This is a genomic window from Prosthecobacter fusiformis (genome assembly GCF_004364345.1).
In the GTDB taxonomy this organism is placed as follows: domain Bacteria; phylum Verrucomicrobiota; class Verrucomicrobiia; order Verrucomicrobiales; family Verrucomicrobiaceae; genus Prosthecobacter; species Prosthecobacter fusiformis.
This window is the reverse complement of sequence record NZ_SOCA01000022.1, coordinates 1-24,379: the sequence shown is the minus strand read 5'-3', so window position 1 is coordinate 24,379 and position 24,379 is coordinate 1. Positions and strand designations below refer to the sequence as shown.

21 protein-coding genes are annotated in these 24,379 nt (G+C 56.3%); 2 read left to right on the top strand and 19 right to left on the bottom strand.

From position 1 onward, the window contains the following. The coding region (locus EI77_RS23000) for a transposase (RefSeq protein ID WP_133797356.1) at positions 1-322 on the top strand (322 nt) is incomplete at its 5' end. Between the two features lie 287 nt (positions 323-609). On the opposite strand, the gene EI77_RS22995 is transcribed toward EI77_RS23000, so the two are convergent. From EI77_RS22995 to EI77_RS22915, 17 genes are all read right to left on the bottom strand, one after another. Further along, positions 610-1,860: a polysaccharide pyruvyl transferase family protein gene (locus EI77_RS22995; protein ID WP_133797665.1), complete on the bottom strand. Its 1,251-nt coding sequence runs from the start codon at positions 1,858-1,860 to the stop codon at positions 610-612. A gap of 94 nt (positions 1,861-1,954) precedes the next feature. Continuing rightward, on the bottom strand, positions 1,955-2,335 hold the full coding sequence (locus EI77_RS22990; protein WP_133797664.1) for a rhodanese-like domain-containing protein: 381 nt from the start codon (positions 2,333-2,335) through the stop codon (positions 1,955-1,957). Between the two features lie 88 nt (positions 2,336-2,423). Continuing rightward, the gene (locus tag EI77_RS22985) at positions 2,424-4,016 is read right to left on the bottom strand and encodes a PQQ-binding-like beta-propeller repeat protein (protein ID WP_133797663.1); all 1,593 of its coding nucleotides are present in this window, start codon (positions 4,014-4,016) and stop codon (positions 2,424-2,426) included. Between the two features lie 58 nt (positions 4,017-4,074). Further along, positions 4,075-4,776 (bottom strand): TetR/AcrR family transcriptional regulator, encoded by a 702-nt coding sequence (locus EI77_RS22980; RefSeq protein WP_166647466.1) that lies wholly within the window; start codon positions 4,774-4,776, stop codon positions 4,075-4,077. 45 nt (positions 4,777-4,821) lie between these two features. Beyond that, on the bottom strand, positions 4,822-5,808 hold the full coding sequence (locus EI77_RS22975; RefSeq protein ID WP_133797661.1) for a choice-of-anchor A family protein: 987 nt from the start codon (positions 5,806-5,808) through the stop codon (positions 4,822-4,824). Between the two features lie 775 nt (positions 5,809-6,583). Continuing rightward, positions 6,584-7,813, bottom strand: coding sequence for a GIY-YIG nuclease family protein (locus EI77_RS22970; protein ID WP_208300461.1), 1,230 nt, complete (start codon positions 7,811-7,813; stop codon positions 6,584-6,586). Continuing rightward, positions 7,806-9,890, bottom strand: coding sequence for a DEAD/DEAH box helicase (locus EI77_RS22965; protein WP_133797659.1), 2,085 nt, complete (start codon positions 9,888-9,890; stop codon positions 7,806-7,808). The genes EI77_RS22970 and EI77_RS22965 overlap by 8 nt, the downstream gene beginning before the upstream one ends. A gap of 162 nt (positions 9,891-10,052) precedes the next feature. Then, the gene (locus EI77_RS22960; RefSeq protein ID WP_133797658.1) at positions 10,053-11,231 is read right to left on the bottom strand and encodes a PDDEXK nuclease domain-containing protein; all 1,179 of its coding nucleotides are present in this window, start codon (positions 11,229-11,231) and stop codon (positions 10,053-10,055) included. Beyond that, positions 11,215-14,040, bottom strand: coding sequence for a class I SAM-dependent DNA methyltransferase (locus EI77_RS22955; protein WP_133797657.1), 2,826 nt, complete (start codon positions 14,038-14,040; stop codon positions 11,215-11,217). Before EI77_RS22955 ends, EI77_RS22960 begins: the two co-directional genes overlap by 17 nt. A gap of 907 nt (positions 14,041-14,947) precedes the next feature. Then, complete coding sequence (locus EI77_RS22950) at positions 14,948-15,889, bottom strand: GDP-L-fucose synthase family protein (protein WP_133797656.1); 942 nt, start codon at positions 15,887-15,889, stop codon at positions 14,948-14,950. Positions 15,890-15,933: 44 nt separating this feature from the next. Beyond that, complete coding sequence (gmd, locus tag EI77_RS22945; protein WP_133797655.1) at positions 15,934-16,986, bottom strand: GDP-mannose 4,6-dehydratase; 1,053 nt, start codon at positions 16,984-16,986, stop codon at positions 15,934-15,936. Positions 16,987-17,049: 63 nt separating this feature from the next. Beyond that, the gene (locus tag EI77_RS22940; protein ID WP_133797654.1) at positions 17,050-18,420 is read right to left on the bottom strand and encodes a UDP-glucose 6-dehydrogenase; all 1,371 of its coding nucleotides are present in this window, start codon (positions 18,418-18,420) and stop codon (positions 17,050-17,052) included. A gap of 63 nt (positions 18,421-18,483) precedes the next feature. Further along, positions 18,484-19,416: a UDP-glucuronic acid decarboxylase family protein gene (locus EI77_RS22935; RefSeq protein ID WP_133797653.1), complete on the bottom strand. Its 933-nt coding sequence runs from the start codon at positions 19,414-19,416 to the stop codon at positions 18,484-18,486. Positions 19,417-19,661: 245 nt separating this feature from the next. After that, complete coding sequence (locus EI77_RS22930; protein ID WP_133797652.1) at positions 19,662-19,973, bottom strand: hypothetical protein; 312 nt, start codon at positions 19,971-19,973, stop codon at positions 19,662-19,664. An 87-nt stretch (positions 19,974-20,060) separates the two neighbouring features. Continuing rightward, the gene (locus EI77_RS22925) at positions 20,061-20,438 is read right to left on the bottom strand and encodes a rhodanese-like domain-containing protein (RefSeq protein WP_133797651.1); all 378 of its coding nucleotides are present in this window, start codon (positions 20,436-20,438) and stop codon (positions 20,061-20,063) included. Positions 20,439-20,602: 164 nt separating this feature from the next. Continuing rightward, entirely contained in the window at positions 20,603-21,853 is a 1,251-nt protein-coding gene (locus tag EI77_RS22920; RefSeq protein ID WP_133797650.1) for a hypothetical protein, read from the bottom strand. A 268-nt stretch (positions 21,854-22,121) separates the two neighbouring features. Then, entirely contained in the window at positions 22,122-22,601 is a 480-nt protein-coding gene (locus EI77_RS22915; RefSeq protein ID WP_133797649.1) for a hypothetical protein, read from the bottom strand. 502 nt (positions 22,602-23,103) lie between these two features. On the opposite strand from EI77_RS22915, the gene EI77_RS22910 reads away from it, so the two are divergent. Further along, positions 23,104-23,661 (top strand): hypothetical protein, encoded by a 558-nt coding sequence (locus tag EI77_RS22910; protein WP_133797648.1) that lies wholly within the window; start codon positions 23,104-23,106, stop codon positions 23,659-23,661. 73 nt (positions 23,662-23,734) lie between these two features. Here EI77_RS22910 and EI77_RS22905 read toward each other — a convergent pair whose 3' ends face one another. Beyond that, on the bottom strand, positions 23,735-23,944 hold the full coding sequence (locus EI77_RS22905; RefSeq protein ID WP_133797647.1) for a transposase: 210 nt from the start codon (positions 23,942-23,944) through the stop codon (positions 23,735-23,737). 24 nt (positions 23,945-23,968) lie between these two features. Next, positions 23,969-24,379 (bottom strand): transposase (locus EI77_RS22900; RefSeq protein WP_208300460.1); only part of this gene is annotated, 411 nt, incomplete at its 5' end.

Sequence of the window (24,379 nt, the reverse complement as noted above, 5' to 3'; positions counted from 1 at the left end):
CGCCTTTGGCCGAGCTCGCGAGGTGGCCGCCTTTGCCGGACTGACACCTGCCTTGAGCCAGTCAGGCACGAGTGTGAACCGGCGCGGGCACATGACCAAAGAGGGCAGCGCCATACTGCGCAAGATGCTTTACATGGCAGCGCTGCAAGCGGTGAAACGCGCCACCAATGCCTTCCATGCCAGCTACCAAGCCTTTGTGGAGCGCGGCAAGCCGAAGATGTGCGCCCTAGGAGCCATCATGCACAAAATCATCCGGGTCGCCTTTGGCGTGCTCAAACACGACACGCCATTTGTCAAAAACTTCGCCAAACTGGAAGCCTGAAAAAATCTTCCACTTCGGCCTTGCTCTGACCATATCTAATGTCCCCGCTCCCTCCGGGAGCCAAGGGCGCGAGGCGAAAGGCTGGCGGAGAGGGTCTTCGCGCTCCTCTCGGGCGGCTTCGCATATGAGAAGGATCCTTCCAATTCCCGTTTTAGGCTTACCGCGCAACGGAGGCAAGGACTGATGCCTTGCCCCTCGCTACGCACTCCAGCACACTTACCATCGCAGCCACTCGGAAAGCCGGAACTCAACAATTCCCACTCCCGAATGACGCTGCGCTACTGAGATCAGCCCACAGCAGCCTGAGCACTCTTGCCCACGATTTCCATCGTCAGCCGCTGCCGCTCATGCACCACGGCCTGCCCCTTCAGCGCCTTGGCTTTGGCAGCAGCAGGGTCCTTGGCCATGGCCACCACGGCGGGGACGATGCCGGGGATTTCAGACTCCTCATCCATATTGAAAAGCCACTCACCCAGGCCGATGTCGCGCCACATGAGGCCCTTGCTCGTTTGCTCCGTCCAGCGGCAGACGATGGCGGGGATGCCATTGCCGATGCACATGATGGGGCTGTGCATTTCCGCGCCAAAGAGCCCCGCGCTGCGCACATACGTACTCAGGGCTTCACCGGTGAGCCAGTAAGTGGATTTCCAGACCACCTTCGCCTTCACGTCTTCCGGCAGCTTGTCATAAAAGTTCTCTTTGTTGATCTCCATCTGGCTGGAGTCTTCGGGGCATAGCAGGACCTTCATGTCCGTTTGCTTCACCACTTCGATAATGGCCTGACGCAGAGGGGCCAGATCGTGCTCCTTCATGGCTTCGTTGCGTTTGTGCTTGGCCTCGTCAAATTTGTGGCCGGGCTTCATCTTCCAATACGGCGTGTTGCGCATGCGACCGATGCAGCAGAGAAACTTGCCCTCTTCCAGGTTATGCTCCTTGAGGAAAGCGAGTGCCTTTTCATCATCCCGCAGATCCGTGGCAAAGGCGCCGTCCGGGCCAAACTCCATGATGGGGCAGGTGCAACCATTCGCCTTCACGCCTTCCAGCGAGACGCTGTCGCGGAAAAAGGCGAATTTGGCACCGTTGAGCACCTCGATCGTAGTCGGCGCACCGGCATTGGAAACGGTGGAGGACTGCGCTGAAACGGTGATGCCATAGACCCCATACGGTTTGCCTGTGGCCTTGCTCCACTTCACCACATCATTTTGGGCGACGAGGGACGGACCGGAGCCATGCAGCAGGAAATCACATTCTTCAAAGGCCTGCTTCAGATCCTCTTTCTTCAGAATGATCAGCTTGGGAAAGCGCTTCATTAGCATCTCATCCACCCCGTTGTCCACCTTGCTGGGCCACAGGCGCACCTCCACATGCGGCAGATGTTTTTCAAGAAGCGCCAGTACCCCCGGGGTGTGGGCGATGTCGCCAATGTTCACCGTCTGCCAGGAGGAGCGCAGAATGATGCGCGGTACCCGCCCCTCCTGGGCAGCGATGGGAGCCAGCACAGCGGCAAGGGACGTGGTGAGAAAATGGCGGCGGTTCATAGGACCGTCAGACTCCCCCAGACTGCTGCTGGGGACAACCTTTTTTGAAATCAGCGCCTTCGCTTACTCGCCACTGGACTTCACAAGTCGCGTCTCACTTCTCCACCGGCTTGCCCTCTTTCACCCAGCCTCCCAGGCCGCCATCCAGATGATAGATTTCCGTGAAGCCCAGCTTTTCCAGGGTGGGCAGGGAGCGCGTGCTGCGTCCACCCGCCTGACAATGCACCAGGACAGGCTTTGATTTATCCATGGACTCCAGCTTTTTGGCGAAATCCTTTTCCATGATATCCACGTTTTTCGCGCCTTTGATGTGGCCTTCTTGATACTCATCCGCCGTGCGCACATCCAGGACCGTGACCTTGCCTTCGGCCACCAGCTTGGCGGCTTTTTCAGCATCCACATGTTTCACCGCATCCGCTCCAAAAGTGAGCAGCGGCATGAGGCAGAGAGAAAGAAGGAAAGAGAAGCGTTTCATGACAGTGGATACTATACGTCGATGCACGGGAGTGTGAGCGTAAGGACGTGGCTTTTTATCAAATCATCCCGTTAGGCCGTAGCGGCAATCATTCAGCCGCCAGGGGCAGTTCATAGCACACCGCCTCCCGGTCATTGCGCACCAGCAGGTAGCGCCCGGCCAGGGTGGGGTGATTCCAGGTCTTGCTGCTCAGCGCCTGGATTTTCCCCAGCTCCTCAAAGGCCTCAGGCTTCGCCGCCGCCAGATGCACGGGGCCGCTTTCACTCTGGATCAAAATGAGGTCATCCACCAGCAGCGTCTGGCCAGAGGCAAAGCGGCCCTCTTTCCACAGGCGCTCCCCGGTGGCCAGATCCAGGCAGGCCAGGCGTCCGTCATCCAGACCATAGGCATGGCCTTCACGGACCGTGGCGCTATTAAACTGCGTCTTCATTTTCAGCCCCGTCCATAAAACGGTGGCCGTCAGCGCGTCCCCAGCACCCGCTTTGATCTCCAGCATCTGGCAGCCCATGCCATAGCCAGCGGAAAGGAAGACGCGGTCTTCACTCAGCAGCACCGGTTGCGAAGCCTTGGGCCAGTTACCCCCGCCCCAGGCATGGTCCAGCAGGACCGCACCTGTCGCAGGATCATACGCAGTGAAGGCACGCGCATTGTTGCTGAGGATGACGCGCTTTCCCACCAGCGTCGCCAGGATGGGGGAGGCATAGCTCGCCTGGTCATCTCCCGCTTTCCACACCGGCTCCCCGGTCTCCCGATGATACGCATACAGGACTGGCCCAGGCGTGCCGCCGCCTGTGATGACGACCTTGTCATCCACGATCAATGGCGAGGCACTCGTACCCCACTCATTGTTAGCCAGTTTGTTTTCCTCCAGCACGGAGCGCTGCCACACCAGCTTGCCCGTGTTAGCCTCCAGGCAGTTCAGCAGGCCCGTGCCGCCATAGGTATAAAGGCGACCTTCATGCAACGTCGGAGTCGCATGGGGACCATCACCGCTCTGCCATTGGGAAAAGCGCGTCTTATCCGCATGGGCCCAGATGAGCTTCCCCGTGAATAGATCATAGCAGGTCACCAGCTCCTCCTCCTCCCGCTGCTCCTGCGTATAAGCCCGCCCTTGCGCCACCGCATAGGCGGACCATCCCAGGCCAATCGGCTGCCGCCACAACTCCTTGGGTGGATTCGTTTTCCAATCCCGCGCCAGCCCCGCACCGGTGATGACACCATCGCGATTCGGACCAAAAAACTGCGTCACATCCGCTGCCTCTGCCAACCGCGGATCAGCACTCACTGGTGCCGTCTCCGTTGCCAATGTCGGCGTGATCTTTTCCACCCTTCTCCCCGATACGGATCCTTTCCACACCAGATTTGGCAGTCCAGTCCCATCCACCGTACCATCCACGGTCACCGCCTGCGACAATCCAAAGCCCGCCACCAGAATCAATACCAGCCCGGTCAAACGCGCCCGACCGCTGAAGCGCGGCGTCAGCAGAAACCATATCAGGATAAAAAGAGCAGCCAGCACGGGAATCCCCACACTCAGCCAGCCCTTCAAATTCCGCTCAAACTCCGGCAGTGAGCGCACATAAAAGACAGCCCCAGCCGCGATCACCACCGTCACGATGGGGAACCAGGGAAGACCACGACGTTTACGTGGCGAGGATGAATCGGGTTTCAGGGAGTCCATAGGAGTGAGTGCTTACTTATTGAGTCAATTAACAAAAAGACAGGCGTTATTTAAAATCTCAGCTCATCAGCAGAGCATAGGCTTGGGGGTGATAAAGAGCCTGGATCGACTCCGGCTTGAGGCCCAGGCCCAGCAGCGCGAACCACACCGCCTGCTCCACCTGCGAGGCGCGCTCAGCATCCAGCACCACCACGGGCTCCCCCGGCATTTCATTGAGCATCAGCATGGCGGCGAAGTGCTGTACAAACCAGCCGCCCACACCTGCCTTCACTGGAGAAACCACGGCGTCCCCAGCCCGGACCGCAGCCGCGAGGCAGGCCTCCAGTTTGACCACAAATTCGCGGCCCACCCTCTCCATGAAACCTCGGGCGAACTTGCCATCCTCGATCAGGCTGTTCGCCAGCAGGCGGTGCAGAGCCTGCTCCTCCTCCGGCACCGCATGCACCGGACGCAGCATTTTGGCCATCATGTAATGCACCAGCATCACCAAGGAGGCGGTGGAGTCATCCAGCCGCCCCAGCATCTCCGCCTTTTCCCCGGCCTTCGCCTGGCAGCAGTGGGATTGCAGCGCCAGATACAGATCTTCCTTCGTGGGGAAATGCCGGAACATCAGCGCCTCGGACACTCCCGCCGCGCGCGCCAGTTCCCGTGTCGTCGCCCCATGAAAACCGCGCTCGGCAAAGACCTTCAGCGCAGCATCCAGGATACGGCCCCGGCGTTCATCGCTCGGCAGTCGGGAGTTGGCGGATACAGGTGGCACACCAGAGATGTAAGTGCACACTTACATCCGTCAAGCCCATTTTTATCACACCCACAGGCGGCGATTACGCGTGATCAAGATCACCCCGGCAGCCGCCACCAGGAAGATCGCACCACCCGGTTCAGGCACTGGAGCCGTGTATCCATCAAAGGCGTATGGCGTCGCGCTATTGCTATCCGGCAGGTGCACCTCAGCACTCGTCGTCAGATTATTGGCCACCACCAGACCGTCAATATTGCCACGCGTGGTGATGGACGCCTCAGGAGCCAGGATAGCCCCATTAAAGTTGAAGGAATTCAGGTTAATGGTGGTCGCCTCATAGAAGTTCCACATCACATTTCCCTGCCAGTAGTTGCTGGTAAACTGGCCCACCATGTTGCCATTCGTCCAGTTCACCGAGGTGCCGCTGACATTGATCACCACACTCGTCGTCTGCGCATCGGCGATCAGCTCAAACTGCTGCCCTAGCGAGTTGGAAAAAATGTCCGCCGCATTCACATGGAAAACAGCCACCCCATCCGCACCCGCCGTGGCCATGAACTTCGTCGGGCCCGGCTGCCCGCCAGAAGGCAGCGTCACGATGCTATCCGCAGCCAGGCTTTGCAGCGCCATGGACTGGGAAATGGAATAGTCCTTAATCGCGGAAAGCTGCGCATCAATGCCGTGATCCACCACCACCGAGCCACCACCATTAAAATTGATGATCCGGCCATTCGTGCTGCCATCGATGTAGAGGCTGCCGCGCTGAAGGTTCAGCGGGTTCCCGCTCACCAGATTATTCCCCACCACAAAGCTGCGGTCGCCTGTGGCCAGACCATTCGGCAGGTGATTGCCGAGGTTGGCTGAATTGCTGCCAGTGAAATCATTCCCCACAAACGTCCGCCCCTCGATGTCCGAGGTCGTGTTCAGGTTATTGAAAATGATCGCGTTGTAATTCTGGAAATCCAACGTCTGCGCCGGGGACGCACTAGCTCCAACAAAGAGCGCGATCAGCACCATGCTGAAAAGGGTGAGGGAGGAGGCAGCTTTCATACACTTGGATTCACTTGTGATTCTCACAATTGAGAATATAACCGTTTATGAATGCACTTCTAAGCGCACAACTCACCTTATCAACTGAATTTTGATAATTTTCCCGCATTTGAATATCAAATACAATAGTTAATATAATTTAACATTTCTGGGTTATAAAATGCCCGCCCCCGCCCCCCTCTTGAAAGGAACGTGGTCACCACCCAGCCCCCCGAGCGCAAACGCCCCCATCCCACCGGAGCGCCAACGCCCCAAGTACCGCAGACACCCTGTCCCGCGACTGCGGGATCCTGCCCGCGTCCAAAACCCCTCGCGGCAAAGCCGCCACTTCAAAACCGGAGCGCGGACGCCCCCGTCCGCATCAAATCCACCGGAGCGCGGACGCCCCCGTCCGCATCAAATCCACCGGAGCGTGGACGCCCCCGTCCGCATCAAATCCCACCGGAGCGCGGACGCCCCCGTCCGCATCAATCCTCCGGAGCGCGGACGCCCTCGTCCGCATCAAATCCCACCGGAGCGCGGACGCCCCCGTCCGCATCAAATCCCACCGGAGCGCGGACGCCCTCGTCCGCATCAAATCCACCGGAGCGCGGACGCCCCCTTCCGCATCCCTCCCCCATTCCCCGCAGCACAATCAAATCTCAAAAGCCGCTCAGCCGAAGTCCTCAAGAGCTTCAGCTCACAAAAACCTCCATGAAAAAGTGGATCCGCGATGTGATCAAAGGCCCTCACACCCACTCCGTACACAACAGCTCCGCCTGCCTCAGCACCGTCCTCATACCTCCACAATCTGCGCCGTTGCAGGATCATATCGGTAATTTCCAATACTGCCCTCCCGGAGTTTTTGAATGGCCTCCTCAATCACTGGCAGGGGCACCAAAAACCACTCCCTCGGCTCCACCTGTCCGCCAAACCGGTCCTTCAGTTCCATATCCAGGCGGGCACTCGCAAAGAATTTGTGAATCATAGCCTCTAACAGTTTGCGGTTGATGTGCACTAGCTTGAACAGCTCCACCACTTCCACATCCGCCAGCAAGTACGTCGGATCCTTTTTGGCGTTGACGATCCGTTTCCCGACATCTCCTCCCGTGACTCCAATTTTATGAATCACAGACCGGTTTTTGGCGATAAAGGAATTCTCTGACAGGCTACGAAGCACATAAATCACACCGGCGGAAAGATCACCCTCCGCCTCTTCATCTGAAAAAAGCGGGCCTAAATCCGGCTCCGTAATTCGGCGGCTGGCCTTGTCCTTGTTCAAGGCCCGTTGGAGCGAGCGCACCAGCAGGTCACTTTCGGTGCCGTTGTCATAGATCACTCTCAGCCTGCGGTCGGGCCGCCCGTAGTCACTGACAAACGGTTCTCCCATATCCGCCACGATCACCTTCTGGCCGTCTAGGATGAAGAGGTCCCCATTCTTCACGTCGGCATTGTCCTTGTATTTCAGGGTCTGCCGTTTTCCTGTCGCCAGCTCATGCTGAACCACCTCGAAGATCGGTCGGAACACATCGAAATCGTTGCATGGATTTCTCTGCGCCACTTCTTCTGCTGCGCGGATTTCCTCGCGGGACCGCACATGCCTGAGCTGGGTCAGGTCATGTCCGGGGACATCCTCTCCGCGTAGCGCATTCAGCAGTTCATCATCGGAAGGCACCGCCTCCACAGCGGCACCCACACGATATTCAGCCACCTCTTCCTGGACCCCGCCAGTTTCCGTTCCATGGGCATGCGCACTTCTCAGCAGACCACGGGAGTCACGGCCTTTCAGCACTTCCCGGCATTCCTGGGATGCACGCAGCCGCTCCAATCGCACGGCATACAGCCGCTCAAAGATGTCCCGGTCCTCGCCATGCTCAGGCCGCCTGCCGTGCTGCTCGACAAATCGCTCGATCTCCTCGAACCCCGCAATGATCCGCTGTTCCCGCGCCGAACTTCCGCCCGCCTTTTCAGGCAGCGCAAAGTCGTCCAGCTCGGACCTCAGTTCATCCAGATCAATCTCACTCATATCGTCCTTCATCTTTAAAACGAACGAAGGCCGCCGCACCTTCGGCCATACGTTTTTCCCATGGATCTTGTGCGGTGACGGATGGCAGACGCCCCCGTTCTTTCTTGAACCGCACTGCCCGCACCGCCAGCTCCCTGGCCTCATCCGGCGTCAGCGCGGTGCGTTTGGCAGCAATGACTTCCGCCACCATCTTCAGCCGCTCCTCGCTCATGGATTTGGCCAGAATGGCATAGGCCTCACCAAAGGGGTTGATCCGGTCAATCAGGTCAATGTCCAGTTCCCGCACATTTACAAATTTCCGCACCCCATCAATGAGCGCCGTGTTTTTGCTTTCCTCACCGCCCAGGCCCTTGCCGCTGCCGCTGGCACCATCCCCATCGTTCAGTACCTTCTTGGCCTGCTGAACAAAGTTGAGCGCGGCGATGGCATGCTGCCGCACCGCTTCCCGATCCTCGGTATCCAGATTGGGAAACTTCTCCTGGATGATCTTGCCCATACGCACCTGGGTCAGTTCCTCCGGCACCAATTCCTCACCGGCAAACAAACCTTTTTCCAGCGAGGGTTTGTCCTGCACAAAAGCCGCCACCAGTTCATTCAGATCTTCCCGGCAGATACGCTCGGCTTCCTTGCTCTTAGGCTCTGCCAGGCCTTTGATCTCCAGTTGGATTTGTCCCGTCGTCGGATTGTAACCCACGTTCGTCTTTTCAGGGTCGTAGCCTCCCGGACCGTAATCATACCCTGGCGTCGGGGCATTGTTCGGGTTCTTCGGTTTGAACTCGAAGCGGGGGGCCAGCACCTGCTCCATGAGCAGGCTCGCAGCGATGGCCTTCAGCGTGTCATTCACCGCCTCCGTCACTGCCTGTTCGCTCGCATCCGGCTCGGCGATGAGATTGGTGAAACGCGCCCGCGTCTTGCCCGGCGCATCACGCGTGGCCCGGCCGATGATTTGAATGATCTCCGTCAGGCTGGAGCGGTAGCCCACCGTCAGCGCGTGCTCGCACCAGATCCAGTCGAAGCCCTCCTTGGCCATCCCCAGCGCGATGATGATATCCACGTGATCCCGGTTGTTCTTTTGGGACGGATCTTTGAGCGCCGCTAGCACTTTGGCATGCCGGTCGGGGCCATCATCCACCAAATCAGCTATTTTGAGGAGGCGTCCATCCGCGCGTTCCACCAGATCAAACCCCGTCACCGGGTCCTTCCCTTTCCAAGTCCCCAGCGTTCCGAGTATCTCGCTGACCTCCGTGTCTTTTCCCCGCCTCGTGCTTTCACGGGAGGCCACATGAGGGATGTGCAGGATGGTCTTGAGATCGGAGTCCAGCACCTTCGTGATGTCGTCCACATAACTGCCGCTGTAGAAGAAATAACCAATATCGAGCTGCTTCAGGTACTGGTAGCCATTGAGCTGCTGATAATAAGTGTAAGTGACCGTATCAAACTTGGATTCATCATCCGGGTGCAGGACCGCCTCCGCATCCCCCCGGAAGTAGGAGCCGGTCATGGCCACGAGGTGCGTCTTGTCACGGGCCATGAGTTGGCGCACGTGTTCGCCTAACCGATTGTCTGGATTGGCCGAAATATGGTGAAATTCGTCCACAGCGATCAGGCGTTCATCAAAGGCTTCCGCACCCAGTTTTTCCATGGCGAAACGGAAAGTCGCGTGAGTGCAGACCAGCACCTTGTCCTCGCTGTCCAGAAACTTTCTCACCGCCTCCACCTTGCTCCCATTTTCAGAACCTGCCGCATCACACAGGTTCCACTTCCCTTCCACTTTCCAGTCGGCAAAAAAACCAGACTTGCTCAGCGGTTCGTTTTGGAAGCTGGCTCCGATGGAGCGCTCCGGTACCACCACAATGGCCTGCTTCAGCTTTTGGTTCACCAGTTTGTCCAGCGCGATGAACATCAGCGCCCGGCTCTTCCCGGAGGCCGGAGGAGATTTGATAAGCAGGTACTGCTCTCCCCGCTTTTGGTAGGCCTGCTCCTGCATGGGCCTCATGCCCAGCGAGTTGGCCTGCGTGGAACTGCCATCCGTGGCGTAGGTGACGGAGACAGAGGGAATCGGGTTGGGACTGCTCATAGGACGATGTGAGAACAAAAATCAGGTTTTACTCTAACCCGGCACTAGACAGCGGCACAAGGAGTGAGGGCGTCCCGCCCTCAGCGTGAGGCCAAGATTGCCTCACTCCTTGGAGAACACACTTGGCCAAATCAAGATCCGATGTATAGAGAATCAGGTCGCTCATCCTTTTTCCTCCTCATCTGGCAAGTCATCACCCGCCAGTTCACTTTCGATCTGCTCAATGCTCGGCAGACTGGTTTGGAGTTCAGGCGGCAGGGATTCCACCAGTTGGTATTCGGCCACGCCCAACGGCTGCGCCTTGTCGCGCAGGGCGTATTCGGCCACCACCTTGTTTTTGCTCTTGCACAGCAGCAGGCCGATGGTCGGGGCGTCCTGGGGGTGCTTTACCTGGGCATCCACCGCCGTCAGATAAAAACTCAATTGCCCCAGATGCTCAGGCTTGAACTTTCCGGCCTTCAGCTCAATCACCACATAACAGCGCAGCTTCAGGTGGTAGAAGAGTAGATCCATAAAGAACTCCTCCCCCCCCACATCCAGCAGCACCTGCCGACCGACGAAAGCAAAGCCCGCCCCAAGTTCCAGCAGGAAATCGGTGACGTGTTTAACCAGTGCATTTTCGATCTCCCGTTCCTGCGCTTCTTCGGTCAGCCCCAGAAAGTCGAAGCGATACGGATCCTTGAGGGATTCCCGTGCCAGATCGGACTGCGGCTTTGGCAGGGTGAGGTTAAAGTTGGTCACAGCCGCGCCGCTGCGTTCCAGCAGGCGGGATTCGATTTGCATCACCAGGATGTTGCGCGACCAGTTGTGCTCAATGGCGTTTCTCAAATACCAATACCGGTCATCACGGGTCTTGAGCTTGTCGAGAAGGACGCAGTGATGGCCCCAAGGCAATTGTGCAAGGGGGGCTTGCAGGATTCCGTCCACTTCAAATTGTGCACCAGCTTGGTGCACAATTTCCCACGGTTCAATTTGTCCAACAGCCTGTTGGACAATTGCTTCTTTCCCCAATTGTGCAACAGGCTGCTGCACAAATTTCCCCTCCGGCCAGGCCTCGGCAAAAGCCCGCATGTACATCAGGTTTGCCCGGGAAAAACCCTTCATCTCCGGGAAGGCGGTGCGCAGGTCATGCGCCAATCTTTCAATCACCTTTGCACCCCAGCCCTGAGCTGCCTGTCGGGCCAGGATATCCCGGCCTATCTGCCAATAGAGCAGCACCAGTTCCCGGTTCACCGCCAGGGTGGCACGCTGCCGGGCCGTGTGAATACGCGCCTTCAGTTCCACAAGCCAGCCGGCATAATCATCTGGCGGCTCTGTAAGACCGTTAGTTTTTTGCTTCATGCCTTTTCCTCCTTGTCTCGGCTTTTTGCGGAGCCTTCTTTTCCGCAGCGGTCATCTGGGTATAAAGCTCAAACAGCTTCTCCAGCCTTTCCGTGTCATTCTTGAACCGGCGGCCAATGTAAATGCGCTCCAGCGTCTCATCGTTGCGCTCATGCGCAGCCCGCAAATCGGCGGGCATGGTCTCAGGATCATAAAGATCGGCAATCGTCGCCGGGAAATGCGCCTCACGGGCCAGCAGAATGTCCTCCGCGCAGCGCGTCAGGTCGGCTTTGTTTTGCTCGGTTAGCGTGGGAACAGGAAAGGTGTTCCAGCCCAGGGTGTTGGAGTAGGAAAAGCGCATTTCCAGCCGCACGCAAACTGTACCAATCCAGACCCAATGAAGCCGGGAAGCGATGAGAGCCATGTTCCAGAGTGGGGCGTCATAGAGGGCAAAATTTCGGTCACCGATGATAGTTAGGTTGTCCTCCAATCCGATTGGCAGGTATTCGCGGTTTTCCGAACTAACCCGGGCCACGACTAGGGAATAGATCCCGGCGATCGACTGGATTTGACGAAAACGATGTGGAAAAGCTGCTGCTGGTCTGGTTTCCGCAGCCTTGCTTTCTGCTCGCATTTTGGCGACCTCAGTGATCCGCCGCTTAAGCTCGGGAATTGCTTCGGCCTCGGCGCGCTCTGCATCCTCAATCCAAAGGCAATAGCGTTGCTCACCTCGAATAAACTCCTGAGCGCCCAGAAATCGCTTGATGAATCGCGTCGCTTTCGGTGATTCACTCACAACAGCATCGCGTTCATCAGGTGTCAGAAAAAGGTTGCCGCCGTCCGTCGGCTTGTTCCCCCACTCCATCAAACCCCGCTCATCTGCGGGCTTGGACAATGGTGAGACAATCACATCCTGTCCTGGCACGAGATAGGCATTGATGAACTCGATTTGCTTTTCGATTGTTGAGTCGTCATCGGCTACAGAAAAAAGGCGCCGCCATTTGTTAGGGTGATTGCTGATGGCAACGATAGTCACCGTAACGCCCGCGTTGTGGCTGGCGAGATTAGCCCACTTGAACGAGGTGTGTGCGAAACTAATCTGGTGGCCGCTGGCAAAAATCAGTGGCCAAAGAATTGGTACCTGTGCGCCTTGGCAGATGGAATTGGTTGACACAAAAGCAGCGGACGACCTGGTGTGAGTGCCATAATCGGCAGCTTTGATGAACCAGCCAGCGACGTAATCCAGCGATTTCCAGTTTTTCGTGCGCGCGGCAAAGATGGCTTTCAGTTCTGATTTTTGTCCATCGGTTTGCCAAGTCGAACCCAGATATGGGGGGTTCCCACAAATATATGTCTCCCCACCTTCGTTTTCGAAATCAATCTCAGCCTGATTCAAGAGCGTCTCGATCAAATCCTCGCTGCGATTTTTTACACCCTTCTCTGTTGGAGGGCAGACACTTAACCAGTCAATGCGCAAAGCATTGCCACACGTAATCCAGTTGGCCGCTTCGAGCGGCAGAAATTCAGCGAGGGCAAGTTGCTGGCCCCGGTAAAGCACGTTGCACTGGTATTCGGCAATGATGAGGGCCAGCCGGGCGATCTCGCAGGAGAAGTGCCGGATTTCAATGCCCCGAAAGTTAGTGAGCGGGATGACGGAACGGATATCCGCCTCGCCACGGCGCATGTTGATCTCGGCCTCGATCTTGCGCATCTCCTTGTAGGCGATGACGAGAAAATTACCCGAACCACAAGCCGGATCAAAAACGCGGATGCGGGCCATGCGCTGACGCAGATTCAGCAGTTTGCGGGCATTGTCTCCGGCCTCCTGCAGCCTGGCACGGAGGTCATCCAGAAACAGCGGGTTCAGCACTTTGAGGATGTTGGGCACACTGGTGTAGTGCATGCCCAGGGCACCACGTTCTTCATCATCTGCCACCGCCTGGATCATGGAGCCGAAGATGTCCGGATTGATCTTGGTCCAGTCCAGCCCGCCCACATGCAGGAGATAGGAACGGGCAATCTTGCTGAAACGCGGCACTTCGACACTTTCCGAAAACAGCCCGCCATTCACATACGGGAATCCGTTCGCCCAAGGGCGGATACCTGCAGCCTCACGATAACGGTTATCCAGCGTCCCCTCATGACGCACCGGGGTGTTCATGGCCCGGAACATCTCTGAAATGACTTCATGGGTATTCGATGAATCCCGCGCGCTCATCTGCTCAATGGTCGCGGTGAACAGGCCCACATTGTGGAAGATGTCCGTATCCTCGGCAAAGAAGCAGAAGATCAGCCGGGCCATGAAGTGGTTCAGGTCTTCCCGCCGGGCTTCGGTGGCCCAGTCGGGGTTGTCCTTCAGCAACTCAATGTAGAGACGGTTCAGACGCCCGGTGGCCTTGATGTCGAAGGCGTTTTCACTGATTTGCTTAACCGTGGTGATGCCCGCCAGAGGCAGGAAAAATCCAAAGTGGTTGTGAAAATCCGGGTAATCACACACCACCGTGCCACCATCCCCCAGGTTTTCCGCCTCGAATGTCTTCCCATCCGTGGCCAGAATGAACTTCGCCTTGTGCTTGGCCGTAGCCGAACTTTCCCGCAATTCCGCCAGGGCAGCAGGCACTTCTCCCTCCTTGCAGACCTGGATATGGATATTGCTGCGCTGAAGCACCCCGCCAGGAAGATCCGACTGGTTCGTGCTCCCGCTTTTCAGCCGCTGAATCGTGGTGGCCTTGTTGCCAAAAGCCTCAAGAAAAGCATATGGGAAACCCTCCGCATCGAACGCTTCTTCGGCCAGCTTTGAAATGGCTTCTTCAATTTCAACGGCGTTCATTCAGCAAGTAGTATTTGGAAGTTCTCCTTTTGGTAATCCAGCAGAACGGTCATTCGTGTGGCCTTCAATTATCTTCAAGATGCATTCAGCACCGCAGCCAATTATCTGAATTCATGCGGCTATGTGTCGCATTGGGAATCGCTCATCTTATAGCTTGTCAGCCGTGAGCCACAGCTTGGCCTCCAAACCAATGTTGGAAGAAGAGGATTCCTTGGGGGCGGACTTGGCTTTGGCGACGCGGGGCATTCGGGAGAAATGAGAGTACTGAATTTCACCTATAAAAGCCGCTCCTGATCATTAGGGCAAGAGCGTTGCTGGCAGAATGCAATTTAACCTTCTCAAGGCCACCCCAAAACCAATACCCCCACTTAGCCCAAGTCGGGAGTGCAGCCGCTTGCGACGTCAGCGCTGGCGACGGCATAGTATCCGCACACTGCGTCCGGGTGGGCCACATCCCATTCCCACGCCTCATCCCCATCCTTTTTCCCCCAAACCAGAACCCATCCCAGCCATCCTGTGAATTCTGAAAATCATGGAATCCTGTCCAAAAAATCTCCCCCAGCGCTGGCGACGGCACAGTATCCGCAGAGTGCGTCCGTGTGGGGCCACATCCCATTCCCACGCCTCATTCCCATCCATTTCCCCCAATCTAAAACCCCATCCCAGCCATCCTGTGAATTCTGAAAATCATGGAATCCTGTCCAAAAAATCTCCCCGAAAATCCCCAAATCCCCACGGTTTTCCCCACATGGGGAACCATCCCCATGCGCAACTCATTCAAAACCAGGACCTTAGCCCCTAAAATCCCCACATGGGGAAAAACGCGTTTCTTTCCCCATCCCCATCCGGCACTCAAGCCACTGCACGAATGATAAATACCATCCAACCATGAAACCAGCCGACGGAATCAAACGGACCGTGGCAGGGAGCTTTGAAAGTCCGCATAGGCAGCCTGAAGTCCTTCCTTCAGGCTCACCCGCGGCTTCCAGCCCAGGCTTTGGATCAGGTGAGAGTCCAGCAGCTTACGCGGGGTACCGTCAGGTTGGGTGGGGTCGAACTTCAGCGCGCCCTCAAAGCCCACCACCTCCTTCACCGTCTGCGCCAGCTCTCCAATGCTGCATTCCTGACCACTGCCCACATTCACCCAGTCCGGTGGAGTCTCCAGCTCCAGCAGATGCAGGCAGGCTTCCGCCAGATCATCCACATGCAGAAACTCCCGCAGCGGCGTGCCCGTACCCCAGACCGTCACCGCCTCCAGCCCCGCCAGCTTGGCATCATGAAAGCGACGCAGCAGACCCGGGATCACGTGGGAATTCTCCGGGTGGTAGTTATCCCCCGGGCCATAAAGATTCGTCGGCATGGCCGAGTGGAACATCACCCCATACTGATGCCGGTAATGCTGGCACAGCTTCAGCCCCGCGATCTTGGCCAGGGCATAGGCCTCATTCGTCGTTTCCAGCGGCCCAGTCAGCAGGCTATCCTCCGGCATCGGCTGCGGGGCCAGCCGGGGATAGATGCAGGAACTGCCCAGGAACAGCAGGCGCTTCACCCCGGAGGTATAAGCCGCATGAATGACGTTCGCCGACATCATCAAGTTATCGTAAATGAACTCTGCCGGATACGTGTTGTTCGCATGGATGCCGCCCACCTTAGCCGCAGCCAGGATGACCGTATCCGGCTGATGCTCACTGAACCAGCTTTCCACCTGGCCCTGGCGGCACAGATCCAGCTCCGCATGAGTGGCCGTGAGGATGTCCCGCCCGCCCCGCTCACGTATACTGCGGACCAAAGCACCACCGACCATCCCCCGGTGACCGGCGACATAGATGCGGGAATCCAAAAGCGACATGGAATGGGGGATCTAGGGAAGAAGGAGGAGAGAGAATACCGGACTTAAACCATGAGAGCCTTTTCTTTCTTCGCCAGGGACCAATCCGCCGCCGCCATGATCGTGACCAGTTCCTCAAACGTCACCTTCGGTGACCAACCAAGCTCACGCCGGGCCTTTTCAGGATTTCCGATGAGGAGTTCCACCTCCGCCGGACGGTAATAATCGCGGTTCACCTTCACCCGCACGATGCCCTTTTCATCCCGACCCACTTCATCCTCACCTTCGCCCTCAAAGGTCAGCGGCATATCCACTGCCGCAAAGGCATGCTCACAGAATTTCCGCACCGTATGCGTTTCATGGGTGGCGCATACGTAGTCCCCCGGCTCCTCCTTTTGCAGCATGCGCCACATCATTTCCGTATACTCCGGCGCATACCCCCAGTCACGCTGGGCACTCAGATTCCCCAGGGAGACATCCGTCTGCAACCCCTCACGAATACGCCCAGCAGCCCGGGTGATCTTACGCGTCACAAAAGTCTCCCCACGACGCGGGGACTCATGGTTAAAGAGGACGCCATTGCTAGCGTGCAGGCCATAGGATTCGCGATAGTTCACGACAATCCAGTACCCATAGAGCTTAGCCACACCATAGGGGGAGCGCGGGTAAAACGGGGTCTTTTCCGTCTGCGGCACCTCTTGCACCAAGCCATAAAGCTCACTGGTGGAGGCCTGGTAAAAGCGCGCCCGTTTCTCCAGCCCCACTTCCTTGATCGCATCCAGAAACCGCAGCGTGCCCAGGCCATCCACCTCCGCCGTATACTCCGGCACTTCAAAAGAAACCTTCACATGGCTCTGTGCCGCCAGGTTATAGATCTCGTTAGGCGAGGTCTTTTCCAGAAGCCGGTTCAGGTTACTGGAATCCGTGAGGTCCCCATGATGCAGAAAGAGCTTCTGGTTATAGATTTCAGGGTCATTGAACAAGTGCTCAATACGCTGGGTATTGAAGTTCGATGCCCGCCGGATCATGCCGTGGACCGTATACCCCTTGGCGAGGAGCTGTTCTGCGAGGTAGGAACCGTCTTGGCCGGTGATGCCAGTGATGAGTGCGGTGGGCATAAGGTAAGGGAGAGCGAGAGAACAAAGAACTATACGGAGAGCACGCAGAGCAATACCCGTGCCTCAACTGCGATTCAGAGGCTTGCCGATGCTATAGACCTTGAAGCCGATGGCTTCAAGCTTGGGTCGGTCGAGGAGGTTGCGGCCATCAAAGATCCAGGCGGGCTTGAGCATCTTTTGGTAGATCTTTTCAAAGTCCAGATCCTTGAAACATTCCCATTCCGTCAGCACCAGCAGGGCATGGGCATCGGCGGCGGCTTCTTCAGCCGTGGCGGCAAAGGTGACACGGGAGTCCCCCTCGGCCAGGGAGAGGTCGCTGCGCATCTGGGCAGGTTTGACCTTGGGATCATGGATGGCCAGGTTCGCACGCTCCTCCAGCAGGTCTTTGCAGACATAGATGGCGGCGGATTCACGGGTGTCGTCGGTGTCCTTTTTGAAGGCGAAACCGAGCACAGCGATGCGCTTGCCCGTGACCGTATTGAAAAGGGTACGCACGATGCGCTCGGAGAAACGGCGTTTCTGCCAGTCATTCATCCGGATCACATGATCCCAGTAGGCCGCGACATCCGGCAGGCCGAAGTGACCGCAGAGATAAACGAGGTTCAGCACATCCTTTTGAAAGCAGGAACCGCCAAATCCTACGGAGGACTTGAGGAACTTAGGCCCGATGCGCGAATCCGTCCCGATGGCGCGTGCCACCTCATCCACATCGGCCCCGGTGGCCTCACACAAGGCGGAGATGCTATTGATGGAGGAGATGCGCTGGGCCAGGAAGGCATTGGCGACGAGCTTGGAAAGCTCCGAGGACCACAGGTTCGTCGTCAAGATGCGCTCGCGTGGCACCCAATGGGCATAAACGCTGACCAGGGTCTCAATGGCAATCTGGCCTTCCGGGGTCGTCTCCCCACCAATGAGGATACGGTCCGGGGCGGTGAGATCTGCGACGGCGGTGCCTTCGGCAAGGAATTCAGGATTGGAGAGGACCTGATGCTTGAGCCCCTTGCCATTGGAAGCCAGGATGCTGAGGATGGCCTCCGCCGTTTTTACCGGGATGGTGCTTTTTTCGACGATGATTTTTGGTTCGTCCACCACCTCAGCGATGGTACGGGCCACGGCCTCCACATACCGCAGGTCCGCTGCTTTATCGGCCCCCATACCGAAGGTTTTGGTGGGGGTATTCACACTGACGAAGATGATGTCCGCAGCCCGGATAGCCTCATTAACGCCCGTGCTAAAAAAGAGATTCCGCCCACGCGACTGGCGGACGATTTCATCCAGGCCGGGTTCATAAATGGGCAGATCGTCCGAATTCCAGGCGGCAATGCGTGCCTCATTCAGATCCACCACCTCCACCCGGATATCCGGGCACTTGGCAGCGATCATGGCCATGGTGGGACCGCCAACGTAACCAGCACCAATGCAGCAAATATTCATGGCAGGAGATGGATGACGGCGTTTTCCCGGAAGTTCAGAGGGGGCAAAAAAGCGGAAAGGAAATCAGACAGCCACCACCGTTTTAAAGTATGCGATGGTGCGGTCCAGACCTTCCTCCAGCGGCACCTTCGGCTCCCAGCCGAGGTGGGTTTTCGCCAGGGTGATGTCAGGGCGGCGCTGCTTAGGATCATCCGAAGGCAGGGGGTGGAAGGTGATCTTGGACGGGCCACCGATCTTTTTCAGCACCTGCTCGGCAAGCTGAAGCATCGTGAATTCGCCGGGGTTTCCGATGTTGATCGGGCCGGTGATGCCGGGGGTCTCCATGAGGCGGACAAAGCCTTCGATGAGGTCATCCACATAACAGAAGCTGCGGGTCTGGCTGCCATCGCCATAGATGGTGATGTTCTGACCGCGCAGGGCCTGCACGATGAAGTTGGACACCACACGGCCGTCATCCGGCAGCATGCGCGGGCCATAGGTGTTGAAGATGCGCACTACGCGGATGTCCACGCCGTTTTGGCGATGGTAATCAAAGAACAAAGTTTCAGCCACACGCTTGCCTTCATCATAGCAGGAGCGGATGCCGATGGGGTTCACATGGCCCCAGTAGGTCTCTGGCTGCGGATGCACCTCAGGGTCGCCATAGACTTCAGAAGTGGAGGCCTGGAAGACACGGGCACGGGTGCGCTTGGCCAGACCCAGGACATTGATGGCGCCCATGACGGAGGTCTTGATGGTCTTGATGGCATTGTACTGGTAATGCGGCGGAGAGGCGGGACAGGCCAGGTTATAAATGCGGTCCACTTCGGCCTTGAAAGGATCGATCACATCATGCCGGAACAGCTCGAAGTTTGGATTCGGGAGCAGGTGGGCGATGTTGGCTTTTCTCCCGGTAAAAAAGTTGTCCATGCACAGGACATCGTGGCCCTCGTTCAGGAGCCGTTCGCAAAGATGGGAGCCAAGGAAACCCGCGCCGCCGGTAATGAGGATTCTCATGTTGCTCGCTTAAATGGGGCCAGGGCAGACGTCAAGCCCAGGCCGAGAATCTACGGCAGAAGGTGGCTATTCCGCCGCGATTTCGCTTTGTTATTGCCCGTAAACCCTCCTCCAAAGGCCATTTATCGAAAGGCAGGGTGCTCTTTATCCCCTCTGAATCCCGCGTTTTATCAGCTCCGGGAGCACCTAACAAAAAGGACCGCTTGGAATAGCGGTCCTTTTAGGAGAAGAGGCTGGGAGGTGTGTTACTTTTTCGCCAGAGAAAGGATCTGGTAGTTTTTGGCATAGGTGCCCAGGGCCTCGGTTGCAGTCTCCTTGGTGATGTCGCTGTTGTTGGCAACGACGATCAGCTTCTGGGTATCCGGGGTATCTCCGGCTTTCACGTCCACGCTGACGACATCGGTCAGCTTTTGGGTGAGGGCGGCGGTGATGTGGGCCTTGCAGGAGGCGCAGACCACGCCGGTGATCTGCCCTTCATAGGTCACAGGCTTGGTTTCATCAGCGGCGGGGAGTGCGGCGGAAACGAGGAGCGAGAGGGCGAGGAGGATCTTTTTCATGAAGGGCGGGACTTGGGACGGTGGTGGGTATTAAAAACGCCGGGATGCGGGTTTGTCCAGCATCCCGGCGTGAATCAGGTCAGAGAATTACTTCTCGAGTTCTTCGCCAGCTTTCTTCCAGCCGGACTTGCCTGCGGAAAGGTGCTTGACGTTGGTGTAGCCCAGCTCAGTGGCCTTCTTGGCAGCAGCCTTGTAGGCGTTGCAGCTAGGGCCGCCGCAATAGGCCACGACGAGGGCGTTCTTGTCAGCAGGAAGGACTTTTTCCAGTTCGCCGCCCTTGGCTTCAAAGTCGATGGCGGTCGGCACGCGGCCTTCAGCGTAGGAGTCAGAACCGTTGACGTCGATGACGGTCACCTTCTTCTCAGAGATGGCGGTCTTGAGGTCGGAGATGCTGATGTCCGGATACTCGGCAGCCATGGCGGATGCGGCGACGAGGGAGAGGGCGAGTGCGAGCAGTTTCTTCATGATGTTCGTTTGGTTTGGTTTGTCGGTTTGGTGGTTCGCACCTTTTCCGTGAAGGACTGTGGTGCGGACAGATATCAGACGCAGAACCGGATTTTTTATTCCCGGCAGCGTTGGTTGGTCTTCATTACGAGTCGAAACGTTGAATCGTGCACAGAATTGTCACCTCAGCGCCACCAAGTGGGCAGGCCGGGCAGGGTTTCTTTCAAGATCGTGCGTATGGCCCGCCGCTCATCCGGGGGCAGATGGGCATAAGCGGGGTTGGCATTCTGCTCACGAAGCCCCTCAGCCATTTTGAAGTAAACCCGCTCGCGGAGCATGGCGGGCAGTTTCTGCCAGGAGTCAGTATAGATCATGTAACTGCACCGGTATTTGAAGATGCGGTTCTTCAGATCAAAATCCTTCAGAGACGCCCCCGCTTTGACAGACTTTTTGTTACGCTGAAATTCACGGATGAATTCAGCATCTCCTTCTATACCCTCGGTAGGCAGTTTCGCCTCATCGGCAAAGAGGATGTAACGGGCCAATTCATCCGCCAGCGTTTCCATCTCAGGCTTAGCCGCCAGGGGCAGGCTGCCACGGCCTTCTGCCAGGAGCTGGCGCATCACGTAGGCGGCATGGAAGACACGGTTTTCAAACCCGAGCTGATGCTCATGCACCAGATGCGGCAGGATGTCGCTGGTGGGGATCAGGTGCAGATTCAGGTCGGACATCTGGCCCGGCTCCACCGGTGTCTTTTCAAAACCGCGCGATGAACTGGTGCGGCCCATCAGGTTGGCGAGGTTATCTTTCAGGTGATGTTTACCCGTCAGATGCCAGCCGCCGAATCGCTTCTCCAGGGGGATTTGATGCCCCTGCTCATCCCGGCGATAAGTCTCCAGACTGGCTCCGCTGAGCATGGGCAAAAGGGATTCCGCAATGAGGCCGGGAACCCGTCGGGTGGCATTGCCCGCATGGCAGTTGAAGCATTTGTCTGACCGCGTCATCGGTGGTACTCCCCCGCCCGGCCGCAGCCGTTCAAAGATGTAAAACATGGCACCCATCTCTGGGTCCATGGCGATCACTTCCACTTTGCCGCCCGGCACATAACCGATGTAGGTATCCTCATTGAAGTAGAGTGCGCGAGGATTGCTGGGATTGATGATCTCACTCTGCAATGAGCTGGCGGAAAAGACGAGAAGCTGGGAGGAAACGGGAATGTCCAGGGCCTTGAGAATGCTGGCCAGGAAAGCCTTGTCGCTTGATGTATCCAACTTGACCTCGCCTTTTTCGATCTGCTTTTGCACTGCGGCAAAGCGATCCTGCGGGGTGTGGTCGAGATACTTGTGGGGTGCTTCGCGGAAGGTCACCTGAGTCTCCACGGCCACTGCGGAGGCAGTGAGGAAGCACAGGGACAAGGCAGCCAGGCGAACAGTCATGCAGCACATACGAAGCTGGAACGGATGATATCGCGGGTTTTTAGAATGAAGAGGGGTTTGAGATCGGGGCTACGCCTTCCTCGTCATGGTTACTCCCCTGGTGATGCGAGTCTATCAGAGCCACGAAAGCTGGACGCTGTTTGGTCAAGTTGATGGAGGTCATCACAGTGAATGATCCCATGGCGCTACCTCATGGGTGCCATTCACTCCTGAGGAACATCACCCCACAGCATGGTGTCGCAGGCGGCGGAGGGAGAAGAGTTCGCTATTACTCGTTGCGATATTGAATGCTGTCGCTGGAGATAGTGGCGATATGACTAAATTTAGTATTTTCACTAACTTTATTCAACCAACGCTCCACTTTTTCCTTCGAGTCAAAACAAGCGACAGGCAAATCCTTCCCAGACAAAATCCATTGAATTTGATGGATACCCGCTTTCATTTCATAATTTTTATTTACATCAACTCTACCTTTCTGCACAGAATATGGTTCAAGCACGGTAACCATGCTTTTAGTTAAATTCAAATGACTAACCCAAAGGCCAGTGTAGAGAGATTTAACCGATGCTTCTTTTGATTGCACGCTCAAAATATCCATGTACAGAATTCCTTCTGTCGTAGCTAGGAGTGGGGATTTCCAAGCAGGAAAGGCAACAAAATTCCCCGAGCAATTCTTGAGAGTGTATTCCAATTTGCCGTGACTTAAAGCGACACCTGCCAGATGGAGGGACACTTGACTTTCCTTCATATCTACTCGACATCCAGATAGAAAAACCACTATAAACAAAATTATCATTTTCATAATTCAATCTGAGTATTGAATGAAGAACGGATGGTATCTTAACTGCTTACCACCCACGCTGCCATGCCAAGAGATGCCACATTGCCAGCGCCAAGCACATTCATGCCTCATCCTTTTTTAATTTTATCCGCCGAAAAAGCAATTCTAAAAAAATTAGAAATAATACAACTAAGGCTCCAATACACAAAATCATTACCGGCGGAACAACCACTTCAGCATTCACTATTTGAGAGGGCCATAACCCCAGGTATCCTGCTCCAGTTGTGGTAATCATTCATCATTGTCAACGGACTCGCTCCAAGAATCTGGCGCAATAACATTCCGCTCTAAATATATGCCTGGCATCTTTTCTTCCTGCTGGAAGTACAAGTGTTGTCCACTTGACAAGTGGTGAGACAGTAGCTAGCTACGAGAATATGGGTTTGCAATAATGGATCCGGTACATTTCATGGTCATCCCAGGCCCTAACTATATGAACTTTTGGATACAAGCCAGTAAGCCGATTAATAAAAAGGGAATTGACAAATCTGACGCAACCATAGCAGACGCGATAGAGACTGTTTTCCCGCTGCAAACGGAGTATGCTTTCATGATTTGGGGTTCCATTCCAATACCTTTGAGTTACAAGTATGATCTAAGCTGTCTCATTGACGACGCGATGGACCTATGCGAATCATTGATGGATTCTCACACGGGAGAAATGATTATACATTGGCCCTCTAACACTTTTAATGCCAAATGGCAAATGACTTGGAATCAGGTAATAATTGAGATTCATTCAGATTTTGAGGCAGTTATCGGAGGTGCTGAAAATCAGCTAAATTTGTTACCTGAAATTCAAATGTCAAAAGTTGATTTCTTGTCGGAATGGAAGTTGCCGTTCCAGATAATCTCCGATGCACTTGAAGATGCAGGTTACACATCACGGGAGATACCCGAGCTGATAAGATTGCAAAAAATCATCAATCGAATACCCATATTTGGGTTGTTATATCGAGAGCTGTAGTTCGAAAGTAAGCGTCACGCGAAGCACCTCATAAAGACATTTGACGAAGGAGCTTGGGTGGCTAGGGCGTGTTTTAAAATTGGTTTCTGAGAGATAGAGTGCAGATGCCAAGGAGGACAAAGGCCATGAAGGAGACATCGGTTGTGTCGTAGCGCGTGGCGATGCGCCGCATCCTTTTGATCTTCTCAAAGAAGTTCTCCACGCAGTTCCTTTTCTTGTAAAGCGCCTTGTCGTAAGCCGCAGGGGCCACCCGGTTGCTGCGCGGCGGAATGCAGGCTTTCATACCTTTGCTTGCGATGAGCTCGCGCTACCCATCGCTGTCATAAGCCTTGTCCATGAGCACCCGCCTGCCCTCCACAGATTCAAGCAAAGCTGGCGCATGCAAGACATCAGCCTCCGTGCCTGCCGTCAAAATCAAGGCTTGAGGCTGGCAGCGCCCGTCCACCGCAGCATGCAGCTTCGTGTTGAGTCCGCCCTTGGTGCGGCTCATGGCCTGTTGTTCCTGGCCTCCGGCGGGGTTGGCCCCGTCGCGGTGGACCTTGATGTGGGTGGAGTCAATCATGCCGAGGTTCTTGCCTGCATGCCATTTCATCTGCTGCATGGCCTGATCCCAGAGACCGGCCTTGGCCCAGCGGCGGAAGTGGCCATAAACGGTTTCCCAGGCAACGCCAGGGACGTCCAAAGCACGCCAGGAGCCGCCTCTTGAGCACGTGCAGAA